Consider the following 17,861-nt stretch of genomic DNA (forward strand, 5'->3'; position numbering starts at 1 on the left):
CGAACCCACATCATGATCAAGACCCGTGAAGACGCGCTCGCGCTCGACCGCGACGACCCGCTCGCCCCGCTGCGCGACCAGTTCTCCCTGCCCGACGGCGTGATCTATCTCGACGGCAACTCGCTCGGCGCGCAACCGCGCGCATCGGCCGCCCGCGCGCAGCAGGTAATCGGCGCCGAATGGGGCGAAGGCCTGATCCGCAGCTGGAACACGGCCGGCTGGTTCGCGCTGCCGCGCCGTCTTGGCGACAAGCTCGCCACGCTGATCGGCGGCGCGCCCGGCGAAACGGTCGTGACCGATACGATCTCGATCAACCTGTTCAAGCTGCTGTCGGCGATGGTGCGCCACCAGGCCGAGCGCGCGCCCGAGCGCCGCGTGATCGTGTCGGAACGCGCGAATTTCCCGACCGACCTGTATATCGCGCAGGGGCTGATCGAACAGCTCGGCGGCAACTACGAACTGCGCCTGATCGACGATCCGGCCGACCTGCCCGGCGCGCTCGGCGCGGACACGGCCGTCGCGATGATCACGCACGTGAACTACCGCACCGGCTACATGCACGACATGCCGGCGGTCACGCAGCTCGTGCACGACGCGGGTGGGCTCATGCTGTGGGATCTCGCGCACTCGGCCGGCGCGGTGCCGGTCGACCTGAACGGCGCACGCGCGGACGGCGCGGTCGGCTGCACGTACAAGTACCTGAACGGCGGCCCCGGTTCGCCCGCCTTCGTGTGGGTGCCGCAGCGCCATCACGCGCACTTCTCGCAGCCGCTGTCCGGCTGGTGGGGTCACCGTGCGCCGTTCGCGATGCAGCCGGGCTTCGCGCCCGATCCGGGCATCGCGCGCTTCCTGTGCGGCACGCAGCCGATCGTGTCGATGTCGATGGTCGAATGCGGGCTCGACGTGTTCCTGCAGACCGACATGCACGCGATCCGCCGCAAGTCGCTCGCGCTGACCGATGCGTTCATCGCGCTCGTCGAAGCGCGCTGCGCGGGCCTGTCGCTGAAGCTCGTCACGCCGCGCGCACATCACCAGCGCGGCTCGCAGGCGAGCTTCGAGCATCCGCACGGCTACGAGGTGATGCAGGCGCTGATCGCGCGCGGCGTGATCGGCGACTACCGCGAGCCGTACGTGCTGCGCTTCGGCTTCACGCCGCTCTATACGCGCTTCGCCGACGTGTGGGATGCCGTCGAGACGCTGCGCGACATCCTCGCCACCGGCGCGTGGAAGGCGCCCGAGTTCGCCGAACGCGGCGCGGTGACCTGACCCGCTTCGCGCGGCGCACGCATGACGCGCGCCGCGCCCCCGTCATTCAAATCTGGAGAGAGTCGTGAATTCTGGTCATATGCAGCCACCCGGCGACGACGCGCCGGCGGGCTGCCCGTTCTCGGGCGCACGCGCCGCGCATCCGGCACCCGCGGCCCAGGCCGCGCACGAAGCGTCGCACGTGCCGAGCGACGCCGGCTGGCACAACGCGCAGCTCGATTTCTCGAAGTCGATGAGCTACGGCGACTACCTGTCGCTGAATTCGATCCTCGACGCGCAGCACCCGCTGTCGCCCGATCACAACGAGATGCTGTTCATCATCCAGCATCAGACGAGCGAGCTGTGGATGAAGCTTGCGCTGTTCGAGCTGCGCGGCGCCCTCGACGCGGTACGCACCGACGCGCTGCCGCCCGCGTTCAAGATGCTCGCGCGCGTGTCGCGGATTCTCGAGCAGCTCGTGCAGGCGTGGAACGTGCTGTCGACGATGACGCCGTCCGAATATTCGGCGATGCGGCCCTATCTCGGGCAGTCGTCGGGCTTCCAGTCGTACCAGTACCGGCAGCTCGAATTCCTGCTCGGCAACAAGAACGTGCAGATGCTGCAACCGCATGCGCACCGGCCCGACCTCCTCGAACAGGTGCGTGCAACGCTCGAGGCGCCGTCGTTCTACGACGAAGTCGTGCGCCTGCTCGCACGGCGCGGCTTCCCGATCGCGGCGGAGCGGCTCGAACGCGACTGGACCCAGCCGACCCGGCATGACGAGACGGTCGAGGCCGCGTGGCTCGAGGTGTACCGTCACCCGCAGCAGCACTGGGAACTCTACGAGATGGCCGAAGAACTCGTCGATCTCGAGGATGCATTCCGCCAGTGGCGCTTCCGTCACGTGACGACCGTCGAGCGCATCATCGGCTTCAAGCAGGGCACGGGCGGCACCAGCGGCGCGCCGTACCTGCGCAAGATGCTCGACGTCGTGCTGTTCCCGGAGCTCTGGCACGTGCGCACCACGCTGTAACGCACGACGCGCGCCCCGGCCGGCCCGCCGTCACGACGAGGTGCGGGCCAGTTCCTCCCCTTCGCGCGGCTGCACGGCCGCGCGCGACAGTCGCGGGATGTGCCGTCGCACGACGAGCAGCGCGACACAAACAATCCCCATCGCGATCGCCAGCATCGTCAGATAGGCCGCGGCGCCGCCCGTGGTGATCACGAGCGCGCCCGCGAACGCGCTGAGGATCGCGCCGAGCCGGCCGAACGCGAGCGCGCTGGCCGTCCCCGTCGCGCGCACGGCTGTCGGATAGATGTACGCACAGAGCGCATACATCGTCGACTGCACCGCATTGACGAACAAGCCGTGCAGGCCGAGCCCGACGATCAGCCAGCCCGTGTGGCGGCCGGCATCGACACCCATCAGCCACACCGCACTCGCCGCGCCGCCGATACTGCACAGCACGAGCGGCCAGCGCGACCCGGCATGCGCGATCGTCCACGCGCACAACAGCGCGCCGATCACGCCGCCGAGGTTGTACGCGGTGAGGCCCGTACCGGCGACCGACACGCTCAGCCCGCTCGCCGCCAGCATCGTCGGCAGCCAGCTGAACGCCGCATACACGGCGAGCAGGCACATGAAGAAGGCGCACCACAGCGCGATCGTGTCGCGCGCCTGACCGCTCGCGAACAGCGCACCGAAGCCGCCGCGCCCGCCTGCCGCGCGCGCGTCCCTCATATCGGTAAAGACGGTGCCCGGTGCGACCGGCCGCTCCATCCGCGCAAGCAGCGCGCCGAGCTCCGGCCAGCGCGCGGGGCGCCGCGCGAGATAGCGCGGCGATTCGGGCAACGCACGCACGAGCACGAAACCGAGCACGAGCGGCAATGCGCCGCCCGCGAAGAACAACCCGCGCCAGCCGTAGCGCGGCAGCACCTCGTGCGCGAACAGGCCGGCCAGCATCCCGCCGAGCGGCACGCAGACGATCGTCGCGGTCACCATCATCGTGCGACGCCGCGCGGGCGTGTATTCGGCCGTCATCGTCGTGGCCGTCGGCAATGCACCGCCGATCCCGAGCCCCGCGACGAAGCGCAGCACCGCGATCGCCGTGACGTCCGGTGCGAAGCCGATCGAGCAGGTCGCGATGCCGAACAGGAACACGCTGCCGATCACGGCCTGGCGGCGGCCGAAGCGGTCCGCAACGATCCCCGCGCACGCGCTGCCGATGCCCATCCCGATCAGCCCCGCCGCAACGGCAGGCGCGAACGCGCCACGCGTGATGCCCCATTCGCGGATCAGCACCGGAATCGCGAAGCCGATCAGCTGGCCGTCGAAGCCGTCGAGCACGATCGCGAGCGCGGCGAGCAGCACCACGCCACGCTGCATCGCCGTAAACGGCCCGTCGTCGAGCGTCGCGCCGATGTCGACGGACGGCGACTGAACTCCGTCGCGCGTGCTCATGCGGCCTCCCGTTCGCCGCGCCGAGGCGGCAACGTGCGCGAACGGCGCGCGGCAAGACAACGGCATTCGATGGCTTTCATGGCGTCTCCTGTGGCCCGGGCTGGCGCGACGGCGCGTGCCCGGATCCCGTGCTGCGCAGGCGGCCGGTGTCGACGCAGCGGCGCCGGCCCCGGTGTCTCGTCCAACCCGTCCCGATCCGGTGCCGTCGCCTGCGCGCGACGCGCTCGTATCGTCGTGCGGCGCAAGCAGCGCCGCCGGCCCGATGCTCAGTTCATCCGCGCGTCGATCAGCCGGACCAGCGTGAGCAGCGTTTCCGCATGCGGCACCGCCACGCCCGCTTCGCGCGCGGCCGCGACGACCTTGCCGCTGATCGCGTCGATTTCCGTGCGGCGGCCCGCGAGCACGTCCTGCAGCATCGACGGGCGATGACCGCGATGCGCGCGGATCGCATGCTCGACATTGCGCGCGATGCGTTCGCCGTCGACCGCGATGCCCTTCGCGCGGGCGACGGCGGCCACCTCGGCCGCAATCGCGAGCGCGAGCCGCGGCCCGTCGTGATGATTGCCGAGCTGGTCGACCATGCAGCCCGTCACCGCGCACAGCGTGTTGAGCGCCGCGTTGAACGCGACCTTCTCCCAGATCGCGGCCCACACGTCGGCATCCAGCGTGCACGCGAGCCCCGCGCGCGACAGCGTATCGGCCACGGCCGTCGCGAACGGGCGCGCCGCGCCGTCGGCCGTCATCATGCGGATCGTGCCCGCACCGTGCGAGCGCACGTGCGCAGGCCCCACGGCGTCGGCGGGCCACGTCGTCACGCCAACCAGGATGCGTTCGAGCGGCATGAACGCATTCAGCGTCTCCACGTTGCCGAGCCCGTTCTGCAACGTGAGCACGTGCGTGTGCGGCGTCAGCAGCGCCCGCACGCCGTCGAGCGCGGTGCGCGTATGCAGCGACTTCGTGAAAACGATCAGCAGGTCGAATGGCGTATCGGGCGATGCGGCCGCATCCGCTTGCGCGGTTTCCGGCCGCACGGCCTGCAACGTGCGAACGCGTCGTTCACCACGATCGTCGTCGATGCGCAGCCCGTCGCGGCGAATCGCATCGAGGTGCGCGTCGTTCACGTCGATCAGCGTGACGGCCTCACCGCTTTCGGCCAGCAGCCCGCCGAACAGCGAGCCCATCGCGCCGGCGCCCAGAATCGCAATCCTCATGGTCGGCGGCCTCGTCAGAACGGATAGTGGCGCGGTGCGGTCTGCACGGTGATCCAGCGCAGGTCCGTGAACGCCGCGATGCCAGCCTTGCCGCCGAAGTGGCCGAAGCCGCTGTCCTTCACGCCGCCGAACGGCATCTGCGCCTCGTCGTGCACGGTCGGACCGTTCACGTGGCAGATGCCCGACTCGATGCGCCCCGCGACGCGCAGCGCACGCGCGACGTCGCGGCTGAAGACGGCCGACGACAGCCCGAACGCGTTGTCGTTCGCGCAACGGATCGCGGCCTCCTCGCCATCGACGCGCACGATGCCCTTCACCGGGCCGAACGATTCTTCCGCATAGACGCGCATCGCCGGCGTCACATGGTCGAGCAGCGTGGCCGGGTACAGCGTGCTGTCGGCCTTGCCGCCGCACACGAGCGTCGCGCCGTGCGCGAGCGCATCGTCGATCAGCGCATTGCACCGCTCGACGGCCTTCATGTCGATCAGCGAACCGAGCACGACGGGGCCCTTGCGCGGATCGCCGAGCGGCAGCGACGCGGCCTTGTCGGCGAGCTTCGCGACGAACGCATCGGCGATCGATGCGTCGACGACGATGCGTTCGGTCGACATGCAGATCTGCCCGGAATTCGCGAACGCGCCGAACGCGGCCGCCGCGACCGCCGCATCGAGATCGGCATCGTCGAGCACGATGAACGGCGCCTTGCCGCCGAGTTCCAGCACCGCCGGTTTCAGATGACGTGCGCAGGCTTCGGCGATGATCCTGCCGACACGCGTCGAGCCCGTGAAATTCACGCGGCGCACGGCCGGATGCGCGATCAACGCATCGACGATGGCGCCCGCATCCTCGGGCGCGTTCGTCACGAAATTGACGACGCCCGGCGGCAGCCCGGCCTCCTGCAGCGCCTCGACGATCAGCCCGTGCGTGACGGGGCACAGCTCCGAACCCTTCAGGACGACCGTGTTGCCGCATGCGAGCGGCAGCGCGAGCGCGCGCGTCGCGAGGATCACCGGCGCGTTCCACGGCGCGATGCCGAGCACGACGCCTGCCGGCTGCCGCACGCCCATCGCGAGCGAGCCCGGCACGTCGGACGGAATCAGCTCGCCGCCGACCTGCGTGGTCAGCGACGCGGCCTCGACGAGCCCACTCGCGGCAAGATGCACGTTGAAGCCGGCCCACAGCGCGGAGGCGCCCGTCTCGGCCGCCATCGCGGCGACGAACTGCTCGTGCTTCGCTTCGAGCGCGGCGGCCGCCTTCAGCAGCAGCGCACGGCGCGCACCGGGGCCGAGCGCGGCCCAGTCGGGAAACGCGCGGGCGGCCGCGTCGGCCGCCGCACGCGCATCGTCGACGGTGCAGGCGGGCGCTTCGGACGCGACTGCGCCATCAAGCGGGTTGCGGCGCACGAAGGTCGCGCCGCCGGACGAGTGACGGCGTTCGCCGCCGATCAGCATCGATACGGTTTGCATGGAGTCTCCGGAGGGACGCGCGTTGCGCATCACATGATTCAGGCAATCTCGACTTCGACGACGACCGGCGTCGCCGCACGCAGCGCATCGGCCAGCGTGTCGCGCAGGTGCGCGGCAGCGCTCACGCGCACCCCGCGGCAGCCCATCCCTTGCGCGAGCGCGACGAAATCCAGGTTCGGCAGATCGGTGCCCTGCACGGGGTCATCGGGGCCGAAGCCGAACACCGGCGCGAAATCCTGCAGCGCCGCGTAGCGCCGGTTGTTCAGGATCACGAACGTAATCGGCAGCTTCAGCTGCGCGGCGCTCCACAAGGCCTGGATCGAATACAGGCTCGACCCGTCGCCGATCAGCCCGATCACGCGCCGGCCCGGCTGCGCGAGCGCGACGCCGACGGCGGCCGGCATCCCGTAGCCGAGGCCGCCGCTGTCCATCGTGTAGAACGTGCCGCTGCGCGTGAACGGCAGGTGTTCCTGCATCACGGGCCGTGCGCTCGGCGCTTCCTCGACGACGATGTCGTGCGCGTCGCGCACGTCGGCGAGCGTCTGCAGTGCGAACGCGACCGGCATGCGCTCGCCGGCGGCCGGCGGTTCGACACGCGCACGCGGCGGCCGCGGTGCGGGCATCGGCCGCTCGGGCGGCGCCGGGCGCGCGAGCAGGTCGCGCGCCGCGAGCCGCAGGTTGCCGACGACCGCATCGCCCGACGGCGTCCACGCGGCGACGCCCGGATCGTCGACCAGCTGCACGAGCGTCGCGCCCGGCGGCACGTGCGGGCCGAAGCCCTCGATGTGATAGGTGAACGCGGGCGCGCCGAACGCGAACACGAGGTCGTGCCCGTCGAGCCGGGCGACGATCTTCTCGCGGATCGCGGGCAGGAAGCCGGCGAACAGCGGATGGTCCTCGGGGAAACTGCAGCGCCCCGACATCGGCGCGACGTACACGCGCGCACGGTGCCGCTCGGCGAGCCGCACGGCTTCATCCCACGCACCGGCCCGATCGACGGCCGCACCGACCACGAACGCGGGACGCCGCGCGGCGTCGAGCGCGTGGCCGAGCCGCGCAAGCGCATCGGGATCGGGCCGCACGACACTGCTGACGTCGCGGCGCGGCAGCAGTTCGGCCGGCTGGTCCCAGTCGTCGACCGGAATCGACACGAACACCGGGCCGCGCGGTTCCTGCATCGCGATGCGGTATGCACGCGCGATCGCGGCCGGCACGTCCTGCGCGCGCGCGGGCTCGATGCTCCACTTCACGTACGGCTTCGGCAGCTCGGCGGCCTGCGTCGCGCCGAGGAACGGGTCGAACGGCAGGATCGCGCGCGCCTGCTGGCCCGCGGTGACGATCAGCGGCGTGCGGTTCTTGAATGCGGTGAAGAGGTTGCCCATCGCGTTGCCGACGCCCGCCGCCGAATGCAGGTTGACGACCGCCGCGTTGCCGCTGGCCTGCGCATGGCCGTCAGCCATCCCGACCACGACGGCCTCATGCAAACCGAGCACGTAGCGGAAATCGTCCGGGAAGTCGCGGAACATCGGCAGCTCGGTCGAGCCGGGATTGCCGAACACGCGGTCGATGCCGAACTGGCGAAGCAGGTCGATCACCGCATCGCGAACGGTGATCGATGCGGCGGAAGGGGGCAGATGGCCGGACATGCTCGGCGCTCCTCGATGGCTTGGCGGTTTCCACAGTATCGAAGCGCAAGCCATTCTCGGATACTGTATTTTTTGCGATAAGCCATACCATTCCGTCATGACTTTCGATCTCCGGCAATTGCGCGCCTTCACGACGATCGTCGCGTGCGGCAGCCTCGGCCGCGCGGCCGACGCGCTGCACGTGACCCAGCCGGCGCTGAGCCGGATCCTGAAGCGGCTCGAGGGCCAGGTCGGTGCGCCCTTGTTCGAGCGTCACTCGAAGGGCGTGCAGCTCACCGCGTTCGGCGAGGCGCTGCTGCCGCACGCGACGCTGCTGCAGCACGAGGCCGAGCACGCGCGCGAAGAGCTCGACGCGATGCGCGGGTTCGCGAAGGGCACGATCAAGGTCGGCACGGTGGGCAGCATCGCGAGCCTCGTGCTGCCGGTCGCGGTGGGCCGCGTGCTCGACCGCTGGCCGAACCTGCGCGTCGAGATCATCGAAGGCGTGTGGGACCGTCTCGCGGAAGGGCTGAACAAGCACGAGATCGATCTCGCGCTGTCCGCGCACGGGCCCGATACCGACGAGATCGTCGCGATTCCCGAGTGCCGCTGGGAAGATCGCAGCCATATCGTTGCGGCGCCGCACCATCCGCTGCGCGCGCTCGGCCGCGCGCCGACGCTCGCCGATACGCTGCACGCGCGCTGGGCGATTCCGCCGCGCGGCACCGCGCCGTTCGACCACATGCGCGCAACCTTCGACGCGCACGGGCTCGCGCTGCCCGACATCGCGGTCGAGACGCGCTCGGTCACGACATTGAAGAGCCTCGTCGCGCATGCGGGCTTCCTCAGCTGGATGGCCGAGCCGATGTACGGCGCCGAGCAGCGCGCCGGCACGATCGACACGCTGCCCGTGCACGAGGTCGTCGCGGTACGCACGCTCACCGCGTTCCGGCGCCGCCACGGCATCCTGCCGGGGCCGGCCGGCAAGCTGCTCGACGAACTCGTCGCGCTGACGCGCGAAGGACGCTGACGGCACCTCGCGCACCGGCCGCCCGTTCGCGCGCTCCCCGCCCTGCCCGCGCCGCCACCGCAGCGCACCATCGAAATGCGGTTTCCCCACCTTGACTTTCGCTCGCCCGAATACGATCATTCGCTCACACAAAGAGCAAATGATCGTATTCGTCGGTCGCATGCGACCGGACAGTCAGGCACGAACAGGAGACACCGGATGAGCGCATCGCCCTCCGCCCGCACGCCCGTGCTGCTGCACATCGGCGTGGGCTCGTTTCACCGCGCGCACCAGGCGTGGTATCTGCATCGCGTGAACGCGGCCGTACCGGCCGACGAGCGCTGGTCGCTGACCGTCGGCAACATCCGCGACGACATGCACGCGACGATGGACGCACTCGCCGCGCAGCACGGCGCCTACACGCTCGAAACCGTCACGCCGCAAGGCGAACGCGCGTACGAGACGATTCGGGCAATCACGCGCGTGCTGCCGTGGTCGATCGACCTCGCCGCGCTGATCGACGCCGGCGCCGATCCGGCCTGCCGGATCGTATCGTTCACCGTCACCGAAGGCGGCTACTACCTCGACGAACACAACCGGCTCGACATCGCGAATGCCGATCTCGCGGCCGACCTGCAAGGCGCGCGCACGACGCTGTACGGCGCGCTCGCGGCGCTGCTCGCCGAACGCGTGAAGCGCGGCGCGGGCCCGCTCACGCTGCAGAGCTGCGACAACCTGCGCAACAACGGCGCGCGCTTTCGCGCGGGGATGCGCGAATTCCTCGAACGGCGCGGGCAGGCCGACCTGCTCGCGTGGTTCGATGCGAACGTCGCCACGCCGAGCGCGATGGTCGACCGCATTACGCCGCGCCCGACCGCCGACGTGCGCGAACGCGTGCTGGCCGCCACCGGCATCGACGACGCTTGCCCGGTGATGGGCGAATCGTTCATCCAGTGGGTGATCGAGGACCGTTTCGCGGCCGGCCGGCCGCGCTGGGAGCTGGCCGGCGCCGAACTCGTCGATGACGTGCACCCGTACGAGGAAGCGAAGATCCGCATCCTCAACGCGACGCACAGCTGCATCGCGTGGGCCGGCACGCTCGCAGGCCACACGTACATCCACGAAGGCACGCACGACGCGGCGATCCGCCGCTTCGCGCACGACTACGTGACGCAGGACGTGATCCCGTGCCTCACGCCGAGCCCGCTCGATCTCGCGCGCTACCGCGACGTCGTGCTCGAGCGCTTCGGCAACCCGTACGTGCTCGACACGAACCAGCGCGTCGCGGCTGACGGCTTCTCGAAGATCCCCGGCTTCATCGCGCCGACGCTCGTCGAATCGTTCGCGCGCGGCGCGGCGCCGGTCGCCACCGCCGTGCTGCCCGCGCTGTTCCTGCGCTTTCTCGAACGCTGGGCGCGCGGCACGCTGCCGTATGCATACCAGGACGGCGTGATGGACGAAGGCGCCGCGCGGGCGATCGTCGCGGCCGACGACCCGGTCGTCGCGCTGTGCGCGAGCCGCGCGCTGTGGGGCTCGCTCGCCGGCAACGCGGCGCTGTTCGAGGCGCTGCGCGCCGGGCTCGCGCGGGTCGACGCATGGCTCGCGGCACGCTGACCCGCATCCGGGCGAACCTGCCTTGGCACGGGTGCGGCCGCGCGGCTAAAGTAGCGACTCCCCACTGACGGAACGGATCGCTCATGTATCTCGGCATCGACCTCGGCACCTCGGAAGTGAAGGTGCTGCTGCTCGCCCCGGACGGCACGGTCGTCGGCACCGCCGGCTCGCCGTTCACCGTGTCGCGGCCGCATCCGCGCTGGGCCGAACAGCATCCGGAGGACTGGTGGCAAGGCACGCTCGCCGCGCTCGCGGCCCTGCGCGAACGGCACCGCCAGGCGTTCGCGGCCGTGCGCGGCATCGGGCTGTCGGGCCAGATGCACGGCGCCGTGCTGCTCGGGCGCGACGACCGTGTGCTGCGCCCCGCGATCCTGTGGAACGACATGCGCAGCGCCGACGAATGCGCGCTGCTCACCGAACGCGCGCCCGATCTCCACGCCCTCGCCGGCAATCTCGCGATGCCGGGCTTTACCGCGCCGAAACTGCTGTGGGTCGCGAAGCATGAACCCGACGTGTTCGCGGCGACCGCCTGCGTGCTGATGCCGAAGGACTACCTGCGGTTCCGGCTGACCGGCGCGAAGGTGTCCGATCCGTCGGACGCGGCCGGCACGCTGTGGCTCGACGTCGCGCGCCGCGACTGGTCCGATGCGCTGCTCGCCGCGTGCGGGATGTCGCGTGACCAGATGCCGCGCATCGTCGAAGGCAATGCGCCGTCCGGCACGCTGCGCGCGGACATCGCCCGCGAACTCGGGCTCTCGGAAGCCGTCGTGGTCGCCGGCGGCGGCGGCGACAACGCGACGAGCGCGCTCGGCATCGGCGCGATCCATGCAGGCGACGGCTTCGTATCGCTCGGCACGTCGGGCGTGCTGAGCGTGGTCGGCGATCGTTTCATGCCGAATCCGGCATCGGCCGTGCATGCGTTCTGCCATGCGATTCCCGATCGCTGGCAATTGATGAGCGTCGTGCTGTCGGCCGCGAGCTGCCTGCGCTGGGTCTGCAAGCTGACCGGCACCGACGAGCCCGCGTTGCTCGCCGAAGTCGAGGCGCTCGACGCCGACGCGCTCGCGACGGCGCCGCTGTTCCTGCCCTACCTGTCCGGCGAGCGCACGCCGCACAACGATCCGTATGCGCAGGGTGTGTTCTTCGGGATGACGCATGCGACCGAACGCGCGCATCTCGGCTACGCGGTACTCGAAGGCGTGACGCTCGGCCTCGCCGACGGTCTCGACGCGCTGCATGCGGCCGGCGTCGAAACCGACCAGTTGTCGCTGATCGGCGGCGGCGCGCGCAGCGCGTTCTGGGCGCAACTGATCGCCGATGCGCTGAACGTGCGCACGCGCCGGCACGGCGGCGGCGAAACGGGCGCGGCGCTCGGCGCGGCCCGGCTCGGCTGGCTGGCCGTCGGCGGCGATCCGCATGCGGTGCTGACCAAGCCGCCGGTGCGCGCCGAATACACGCCGGATGCTGCCCGCCATGCGCTGCTGCGCGAGCGCCTCGATGCATTCCGCGCACTGTACCGCCACGTGCGACCGCTGTACGAACCGTCGCGCGCGCGGCTCGCGTAAGCACCACCGCCGCGCGCCGATCGGCCGTCGGTCGTGCGCAAGACATGCGGTACAGTGGATGCCGTCATGCGGCCCATCGGCCGGCCCGCGGGGCGGCCCCCAGATCCGAATCGAATCGCTATCGTGTCCAAGTCCTCAGAAAAACTCGATCTCGCCACGCGTGCCGCGTGGCTCTACTACGTCGCGGGCGACACGCAGAACGAAATCGCGGAAAAGTTGCAGGTGTCGCGCCCGGTCGCGCAGCGCCTGGTCGCGTTCGCGGTCGAAAAGAACCTGATCCGCGTGCGCGTCGACCATCAGCTCGCCGACTGCCTCGATCTCGGCGCGCAATTGTCGAAGCGCTACGGCCTCACGATGTGCGAAGTCGTGCCCGTCGATGCCGATGCGCCCGACGCGATCGACCGCAAGCTCGCGGTCGCCGGCGCGCAGGTGATGGAGCGCTACCTGAACGAAACGCGGCCGATGGTGATCGCGGTCAGCAGCGGCCGGACGCTGAAGGCAGCAGTCGCGCAGATCGCGCAGATCGACCGCCCGCAGCACCGGCTCGTGTCGATGGTCGGCGCGATCGCGGCCGACGGCTCGTCGAACCGCTACGACGTCGCGCAGTACATCTCCGAGAAGACCGGCAGCAAGCACTTCCTGCTGCCCGCGCCGCTGTTCGCCGACAGCGCCACCGAACGCGCGCAGTGGTGCAATCACCGGCTGTACCGGATCGTCGAGGCGCTGTCGGGCGAGGCCGATGTCGCGTTCGTCGGGATCGGCAACACCGGCCCGCACTGCCCGCTCTACGAAGACGGCTTCATCACCGAACAGGAACTCGACGAGATGACCGCGCTCGGTGCGGTGGCCGAACTGCTCGGCATGCCGATCGACGCGCACGGCAAGATGATCGACGTGTCGACCAGCGAGCGCGTGACAAGCGTATCGCTCGCCGCGCCGCCGAAACGCCCGACGATCGCGTTCGCCGGCGGCCCGAGGAAACGCGACGCGGTGATCGCCGCGCTGCGCGGCGGCTGGCTGTCCGGGCTCGTCACCGACGAAACCTGCGCGCGCGCGGCGCTCGACGCGAAGGCGGACTGATGCGGCGGCCGAACGTTCAGGCCGCGCGCGGCGCCGGAAACCCATGCCGGCGCGCACGCCACGCGCCGATCCACGCAGCCGCCAGCAGCGCAACGAGCACCCACGGAATCGCGCCGGCGCCCGTTGCGCCGAGCAGCATCCCGCCTGCAATGCCGCCCCCGGCGATCGCGAGATTCCACACCGTCACGAGCATCGACTGCGCGACGTCGGCCGACTCCCCTGCCGCATTCGCGGCAGCGGTCTGGAACAGCGTCGGCGCGCCGCCGAACGCGAGCCCCCACAGCGCGACGCCCACGTAGACGATCACCATTCCGGAACCGGCGCCGAGCATCGCCGCCGCGAGCGCGAACAGCGCGATGCTGGCGAGCGTCAGACGCCGTTGCGCGGCGCCGATCCACGCGCCCGTCAGTGCGATGCCGGCAAGCGACGCGATGCCGAACACGAGCAGCACCGCATCGACCTGCGCGCCCATCCGCACGCCGGCGAGAAACGGCGCAACGTATGTGTACAGCATGTTGTGCGCAAGCACGTACGCGAACATCACGGTCAGCACCGGCCGCACGCCGGGCAGCGTCATCACGCCGAGCACCGGCTCGCGTGCGCCGGCCTGCTGCCCCGGGTAATCGGGTACGCGCAAGCGGATCCAGCCGATCAGCGCGAGCGCCGCGAACGTGATGGCCGCGAACGCAACACGCCACCCGAGCGCCGCGCCGAGTGCGGTGCCGGCCGGAATGCCGATCGACATCGCGACCGGCGCGCCGAGCATGGCGACCGCAATCGCACGGCCGCGCATCGACACGTCGACCATCCGGCTCGCATAACCGGCCAGCAACGCCCACAGCAGTCCGGCCGCCATCCCCGCGACGAAGCGCGCGGCGAGCGTGAGCGCGTAGTACGGCGACACGGCCGTCAGCGCATTCGACACGACGAAGCCGGCCAGCGCCGCGAGCAGCAGGCGGCGCCGGCGCATCGCGCGCGTCGCGGCGACGAGCGGAATCGCCGCGACGATCGAGCCGAGCGCATACACGGTCACGAGCTGGCCGATCAGCGCCTGGGGCACGCGCAGGTCGACGCTCATCAGCGGCAGCAGGCCGGCCGGCAACGCTTCAGTGAGGATCGTGATGAAGGCGGCGGTCGCGAGCGCCAGCAGGTTCGCGACCGGCAGGCGAGCGCGCGCCTGCGCGGGCCCGACGGAAACATCATCGTCAATCTCAGTCGACGTGCAGTCGCTCATGACGCGCTCCCGGTATCGACGCCGTAGACCGCATCGCGCACGTCGGTCACGATCCGCCCGTGCATGCCCTCGTACAGCGTGTTTGTCAGCGCAACGACCGTCAGCCCGGCGGCGCGGTCGACGAACCATGCATGCCCGTACGCGCCGCCCCAGCGCCAGGTGCCGACCGATTCCGGCGACCGCGCGGCCGCCGGATCGCGCAGCACCGAAAAGCCGAGCCCGAAGCCGAAACCCGGCGCATCCTGCAGTTCGTGCGCGCCCGGCTGGATGCGCGCCATCTCGTCGATCCACGCGGGTTCGAGCCAGCCATCGCGGCCGGTGCGCAGCGCGTCGAGCAGCGTCACGCAATCGCGCGCGGTGCCGACCATCCCCGCGCCGCCCGACGGCCACGCATCGCGATCGAACGCGCGGGCCGGTTCGAAGCGGATGCCGATCGTGCCGTCGAACGCCGGCACGAGATCGGTATCGGCCATCCGGCGCGGGGCGCCCGGCGTGCTCACGTAAGGCGTCGCGACACGCGCGGCGTCGTGCGCGACGAACGCGGTGTCGGTCATCCCGAGCGGCCCCGTGACGAGCGCGGCCACCGCGTCGGCGAGCGGCCGGCCGTCGACCGCCTCGATCAGCGCGCCGACCACGTCGGTCGCGAGCGAATAGCCCCACGCCGTGCCGGGCGCGAACTGCAGCGGCACGCCGGCGATGCGCCGCACATTCTCGGCGAGCGAGATGCCCGCGCGATCCATCCCGTCGGACACGCCGGCGCGCGCATACGGGCCGTCGCCGTCGGCTTCGAGAAAGCGGTAGCCGAGGCCGGCCGTATGCGACAGCAGATGGCGCAACGTGATCGCGGCGGGCGCGCCATCGGGCAGCGCCGGACGGAATTCGGGCAACCGGCGCGCGACGGGTTCGTCGAGCGCGATGCGCCCCGCCGCGACGAGCCGCATCGCGGCGGCCGTCACGACCGGCTTCGTGACCGACGCGAGCCGGAACAGCGCGTCTTCCCGCATCGGCGTACCGGCTTCGCGATCGGCAAGCCCGGCGGCGCGCGCATAGCGCAGCTCGCCGTCGCGCGCGACCAGCACGACCGCGCCGACCATGCGCTCGTCGGCGAGTGCACGATCGAGCGCATGGTCGAGACGGTGGCGCAGCGCGGCATCCGGTTCGGCGCGGGAAGCTGTAACAGGCAGGGATGACATGGCGTGACCTCATAGCGTGAACGAGCGTCCATCGTAGGGGGCCGACGCAACGAGAAAAACCGGGTTAGAGTTCCGGACACTCCGGACGCTGGCGTCCGCAATCGGAAACTTGCATGGAAAATCTCGGCGGGTTCGTCGTGTTCGTTCAGGTCGCGGAAACGCGCAGTTTCGTCGCGGCCGGCCGCGCGCTCGGGCTGTCGGCGTCGGCGGTCGGCAAGCGCATCGCGCGGCTCGAGGCGCGCCTGAACGTGCGGCTGTTTCATCGCAGCACGCGCAGCATCACGCTGACGGCCGAAGGCACGCGCTTTCTCGAGCGGTGCCGGCGCGTGATCGCCGAGATCGACGCGGCCGAACGGGAACTGACGCACAGCGCCGAAGCGCCGCGCGGGCGCTTGCGCGTGAGCCTGCCGACGATCGGCACGCTGCTGCTGCCGGTGCTCGCGGATTTCATGGCCGCGTATCCGGAAATCGAACTCGATATCGATTTCAGCGACCGGCTCGTCGACGTCGTCGACGAAGGTTTCGACGCGGTACTGCGCACCGGCCGGCCGTCGGATTCGCGGCTGTCGTCGCGGCTGCTCGGCCATTTCCGCCAGCACCTCGTCGCGTCGCCCGACTATCTCGACCGGCACGGCACGCCGCGCACGCCGGCCGATCTCGCGCGGCACCGCTGCCTGCATTACCGCTTCCCGAGCAGCGGCAAGCTCGAAACCTGGCCGCTGCGCATGCCGCGCTCGGGCACGCCGCCGGACGTGCCGGTATCGATGGTCAGCAACAACGCGGAAACGCGCCTGTGCTTCGCGCTGCGCGGGCTCGGCATCGCGTGCCTGCCCGAATTCTTCGTGCGCGGCGCGCTCGATGACGGCGCGCTGCGCGCGGTGCTCGACGAACACGTCGCGAGCCGCACGCCGCTCTACGTGCTGTGGCCGTCAGGCCGCCATCCGACGCCGAAGCTGCGCGCGTTCGTCGATTACATGGCCGCGCACCTGCACCTCTGACCGAAGCCGACCGTCACGCCGCCTTCGCGTGCGCGCTCAGCCGGCGCAACGCCTGCCCGTGCTCGTCGAACAGATGGCAGTGCTCGGCTTCCGCGTGCACGTGCAGCGCCTCGCCGGTGCGGTACGTGTCGAGCGGCGGAATCCGCGCGATCAGCCCGTCCGGCGCGACCGCCGACTCCGCATACAGGTACGCGGCATCGCCGAGCGACTCCACGGCCATCGTCTTCGCAGCGACGCCGGCAGCCGCCGCTTCGACTTTCAGGTGCTCGGGCCGCACGCCGACCGTCACCGCTGCCCCGCGCTGCAACCCGGCCGCCTCGACCGCGACACGCTGCGTCTCGCCGCTGTCGAAGCGCACGAGCACGCCGCCCGCATCGACCGATTCGACAGTGCCCTTCAGGAAGTTCATCTTCGGCGAACCGATGAAGCCTGCGACGAACAGGTTCGCCGGCGCGTGATACAGCGCGTTCGGCGTGCCGACCTGCTGCACCGCGCCGCCCGACAGCACGACGATCTTGTCCGCGAGCGTCATCGCCTCGACCTGGTCGTGCGTCACGTAGATCATCGTCGTCTTCAGCTCGTCGTGCAGCCGCGCGAACTCCAGCCGCATCTTCACGCGCAGCGCCGCGTCGAGGTTCGACAGCGGCTCGTCGAACAGGAACACCTTCGGCTTGCGCGTGATCGCGCGGCCGATCGCGACGCGCTGCCGCTGGCCGCCCGACAACTGCTTCGGCTTGCGGTCGAGCAGATGGTCGATGTGCAGGATCTTCGCGGCCTGCTTCACGGCCTGGTCGATCTCCGGCTTCTTCGCGCCCGCGAGCTTCAGGCCGAACGCCATGTTGTCGTACAGCGTCATGTGCGGGTACAGCGCATACGACTGGAACACCATTGCAATGCCGCGCTTCGCGCTCGGCACGTCGTTGACCTTCGCGCCGTCGATCAGCAGGTCGCCGCTCGAAATATCCTCGAGGCCGGCGATCATCCGCATCAGCGTGGATTTGCCGCAGCCGCTCGGGCCGACGAACACGACGAATTCGCCGTCGGCGATGTCGAGGTTCACGTTGCGCAGCACTTCGGTGTCGTCGTAGCGCTTCGCGATGTTGCGCAGGAGCACGCTTGCCATGATCTGTCTCCGTTCGTTCGTGATGCGCCGCGTCGAA

Annotated in this window: 14 protein-coding genes; 7 read left to right on the plus strand and 7 right to left on the minus strand. The window is 70.5% G+C overall.

All coding sequences use genetic code 11. The features are described 5' to 3' along the window. Nucleotides 1-12: 12 nt before the first annotated feature. Entirely contained in the window at nt 13-1,266 is a 1,254-nt protein-coding gene (gene kynU / locus ACPTTC_RS14975) for a kynureninase (RefSeq protein ID WP_423392925.1), read from the plus strand. Between the two features lie 79 nt (nt 1,267-1,345). Continuing rightward, a complete protein-coding gene (gene kynA / locus ACPTTC_RS14980) occupies nt 1,346-2,278 on the plus strand; it encodes a tryptophan 2,3-dioxygenase (RefSeq protein ID WP_423393365.1) in 933 nt (310 codons plus the stop codon). Nucleotides 2,279-2,308: 30 nt separating this feature from the next. On the opposite strand, the gene ACPTTC_RS14985 is transcribed toward kynA, so the two are convergent. From ACPTTC_RS14985 to mdlC, 4 genes are all read right to left on the minus strand, one after another. Continuing rightward, on the minus strand, nt 2,309-3,706 hold the full coding sequence (locus ACPTTC_RS14985) for an MFS transporter (RefSeq protein ID WP_423392926.1): 1,398 nt from the start codon (nt 3,704-3,706) through the stop codon (nt 2,309-2,311). Between the two features lie 266 nt (nt 3,707-3,972). After that, nucleotides 3,973-4,917, minus strand: a complete 945-nt coding sequence (locus ACPTTC_RS14990; RefSeq protein WP_423392927.1) for a ketopantoate reductase family protein — start codon at nt 4,915-4,917, stop codon at nt 3,973-3,975. A gap of 14 nt (nt 4,918-4,931) precedes the next feature. Next, nucleotides 4,932-6,383: an aldehyde dehydrogenase gene (locus tag ACPTTC_RS14995; RefSeq protein WP_423392928.1), complete on the minus strand. Its 1,452-nt coding sequence runs from the start codon at nt 6,381-6,383 to the stop codon at nt 4,932-4,934. Nucleotides 6,384-6,421: 38 nt separating this feature from the next. Next, a complete protein-coding gene (gene mdlC, locus ACPTTC_RS15000) occupies nt 6,422-8,029 on the minus strand; it encodes a benzoylformate decarboxylase (protein ID WP_423392929.1) in 1,608 nt (535 codons plus the stop codon). A 97-nt stretch (nt 8,030-8,126) separates the two neighbouring features. On the opposite strand from mdlC, the gene ACPTTC_RS15005 reads away from it, so the two are divergent. From ACPTTC_RS15005 to ACPTTC_RS15020, 4 genes are all read left to right on the plus strand, one after another. Then, a complete protein-coding gene (locus ACPTTC_RS15005; protein WP_423392930.1) occupies nt 8,127-9,038 on the plus strand; it encodes a LysR family transcriptional regulator in 912 nt (303 codons plus the stop codon). Between the two features lie 198 nt (nt 9,039-9,236). Beyond that, nucleotides 9,237-10,631: a D-arabinitol 4-dehydrogenase gene (gene dalD / locus ACPTTC_RS15010; protein WP_423392931.1), complete on the plus strand. Its 1,395-nt coding sequence runs from the start codon at nt 9,237-9,239 to the stop codon at nt 10,629-10,631. A gap of 83 nt (nt 10,632-10,714) precedes the next feature. Continuing rightward, nucleotides 10,715-12,196: a xylulokinase gene (gene xylB, locus ACPTTC_RS15015; protein ID WP_423392932.1), complete on the plus strand. Its 1,482-nt coding sequence runs from the start codon at nt 10,715-10,717 to the stop codon at nt 12,194-12,196. A 66-nt stretch (nt 12,197-12,262) separates the two neighbouring features. Further along, nucleotides 12,263-13,276, plus strand: a complete 1,014-nt coding sequence (locus ACPTTC_RS15020) for a sugar-binding transcriptional regulator (RefSeq protein ID WP_423392933.1) — start codon at nt 12,263-12,265, stop codon at nt 13,274-13,276. Nucleotides 13,277-13,292: 16 nt separating this feature from the next. Here the strand turns inward: ACPTTC_RS15020 and ACPTTC_RS15025 are convergent, their stop codons facing one another. Next, nucleotides 13,293-14,510, minus strand: coding sequence for an MFS transporter (locus ACPTTC_RS15025; RefSeq protein WP_423392934.1), 1,218 nt, complete (start codon nt 14,508-14,510; stop codon nt 13,293-13,295). Beyond that, nucleotides 14,507-15,703 (minus strand): serine hydrolase domain-containing protein, encoded by a 1,197-nt coding sequence (locus tag ACPTTC_RS15030; protein ID WP_423392935.1) that lies wholly within the window; start codon nt 15,701-15,703, stop codon nt 14,507-14,509. The genes ACPTTC_RS15025 and ACPTTC_RS15030 overlap by 4 nt, the downstream gene beginning before the upstream one ends. Nucleotides 15,704-15,816: 113 nt before the next feature. Between ACPTTC_RS15030 and ACPTTC_RS15035 the strand changes: the two genes are divergently transcribed. Further along, entirely contained in the window at nt 15,817-16,701 is an 885-nt protein-coding gene (locus ACPTTC_RS15035) for a LysR family transcriptional regulator (protein ID WP_423392936.1), read from the plus strand. A 13-nt stretch (nt 16,702-16,714) separates the two neighbouring features. Here ACPTTC_RS15035 and ACPTTC_RS15040 read toward each other — a convergent pair whose 3' ends face one another. Further along, nucleotides 16,715-17,824 (minus strand): ABC transporter ATP-binding protein, encoded by a 1,110-nt coding sequence (locus ACPTTC_RS15040; RefSeq protein WP_423392937.1) that lies wholly within the window; start codon nt 17,822-17,824, stop codon nt 16,715-16,717. Nucleotides 17,825-17,861 lie beyond the last annotated feature (37 nt).

Origin of the sequence: Burkholderia mycopellens (assembly GCF_964265025.1) — a bacterium.
Lineage (GTDB): Bacteria > Pseudomonadota > Gammaproteobacteria > Burkholderiales > Burkholderiaceae > Burkholderia.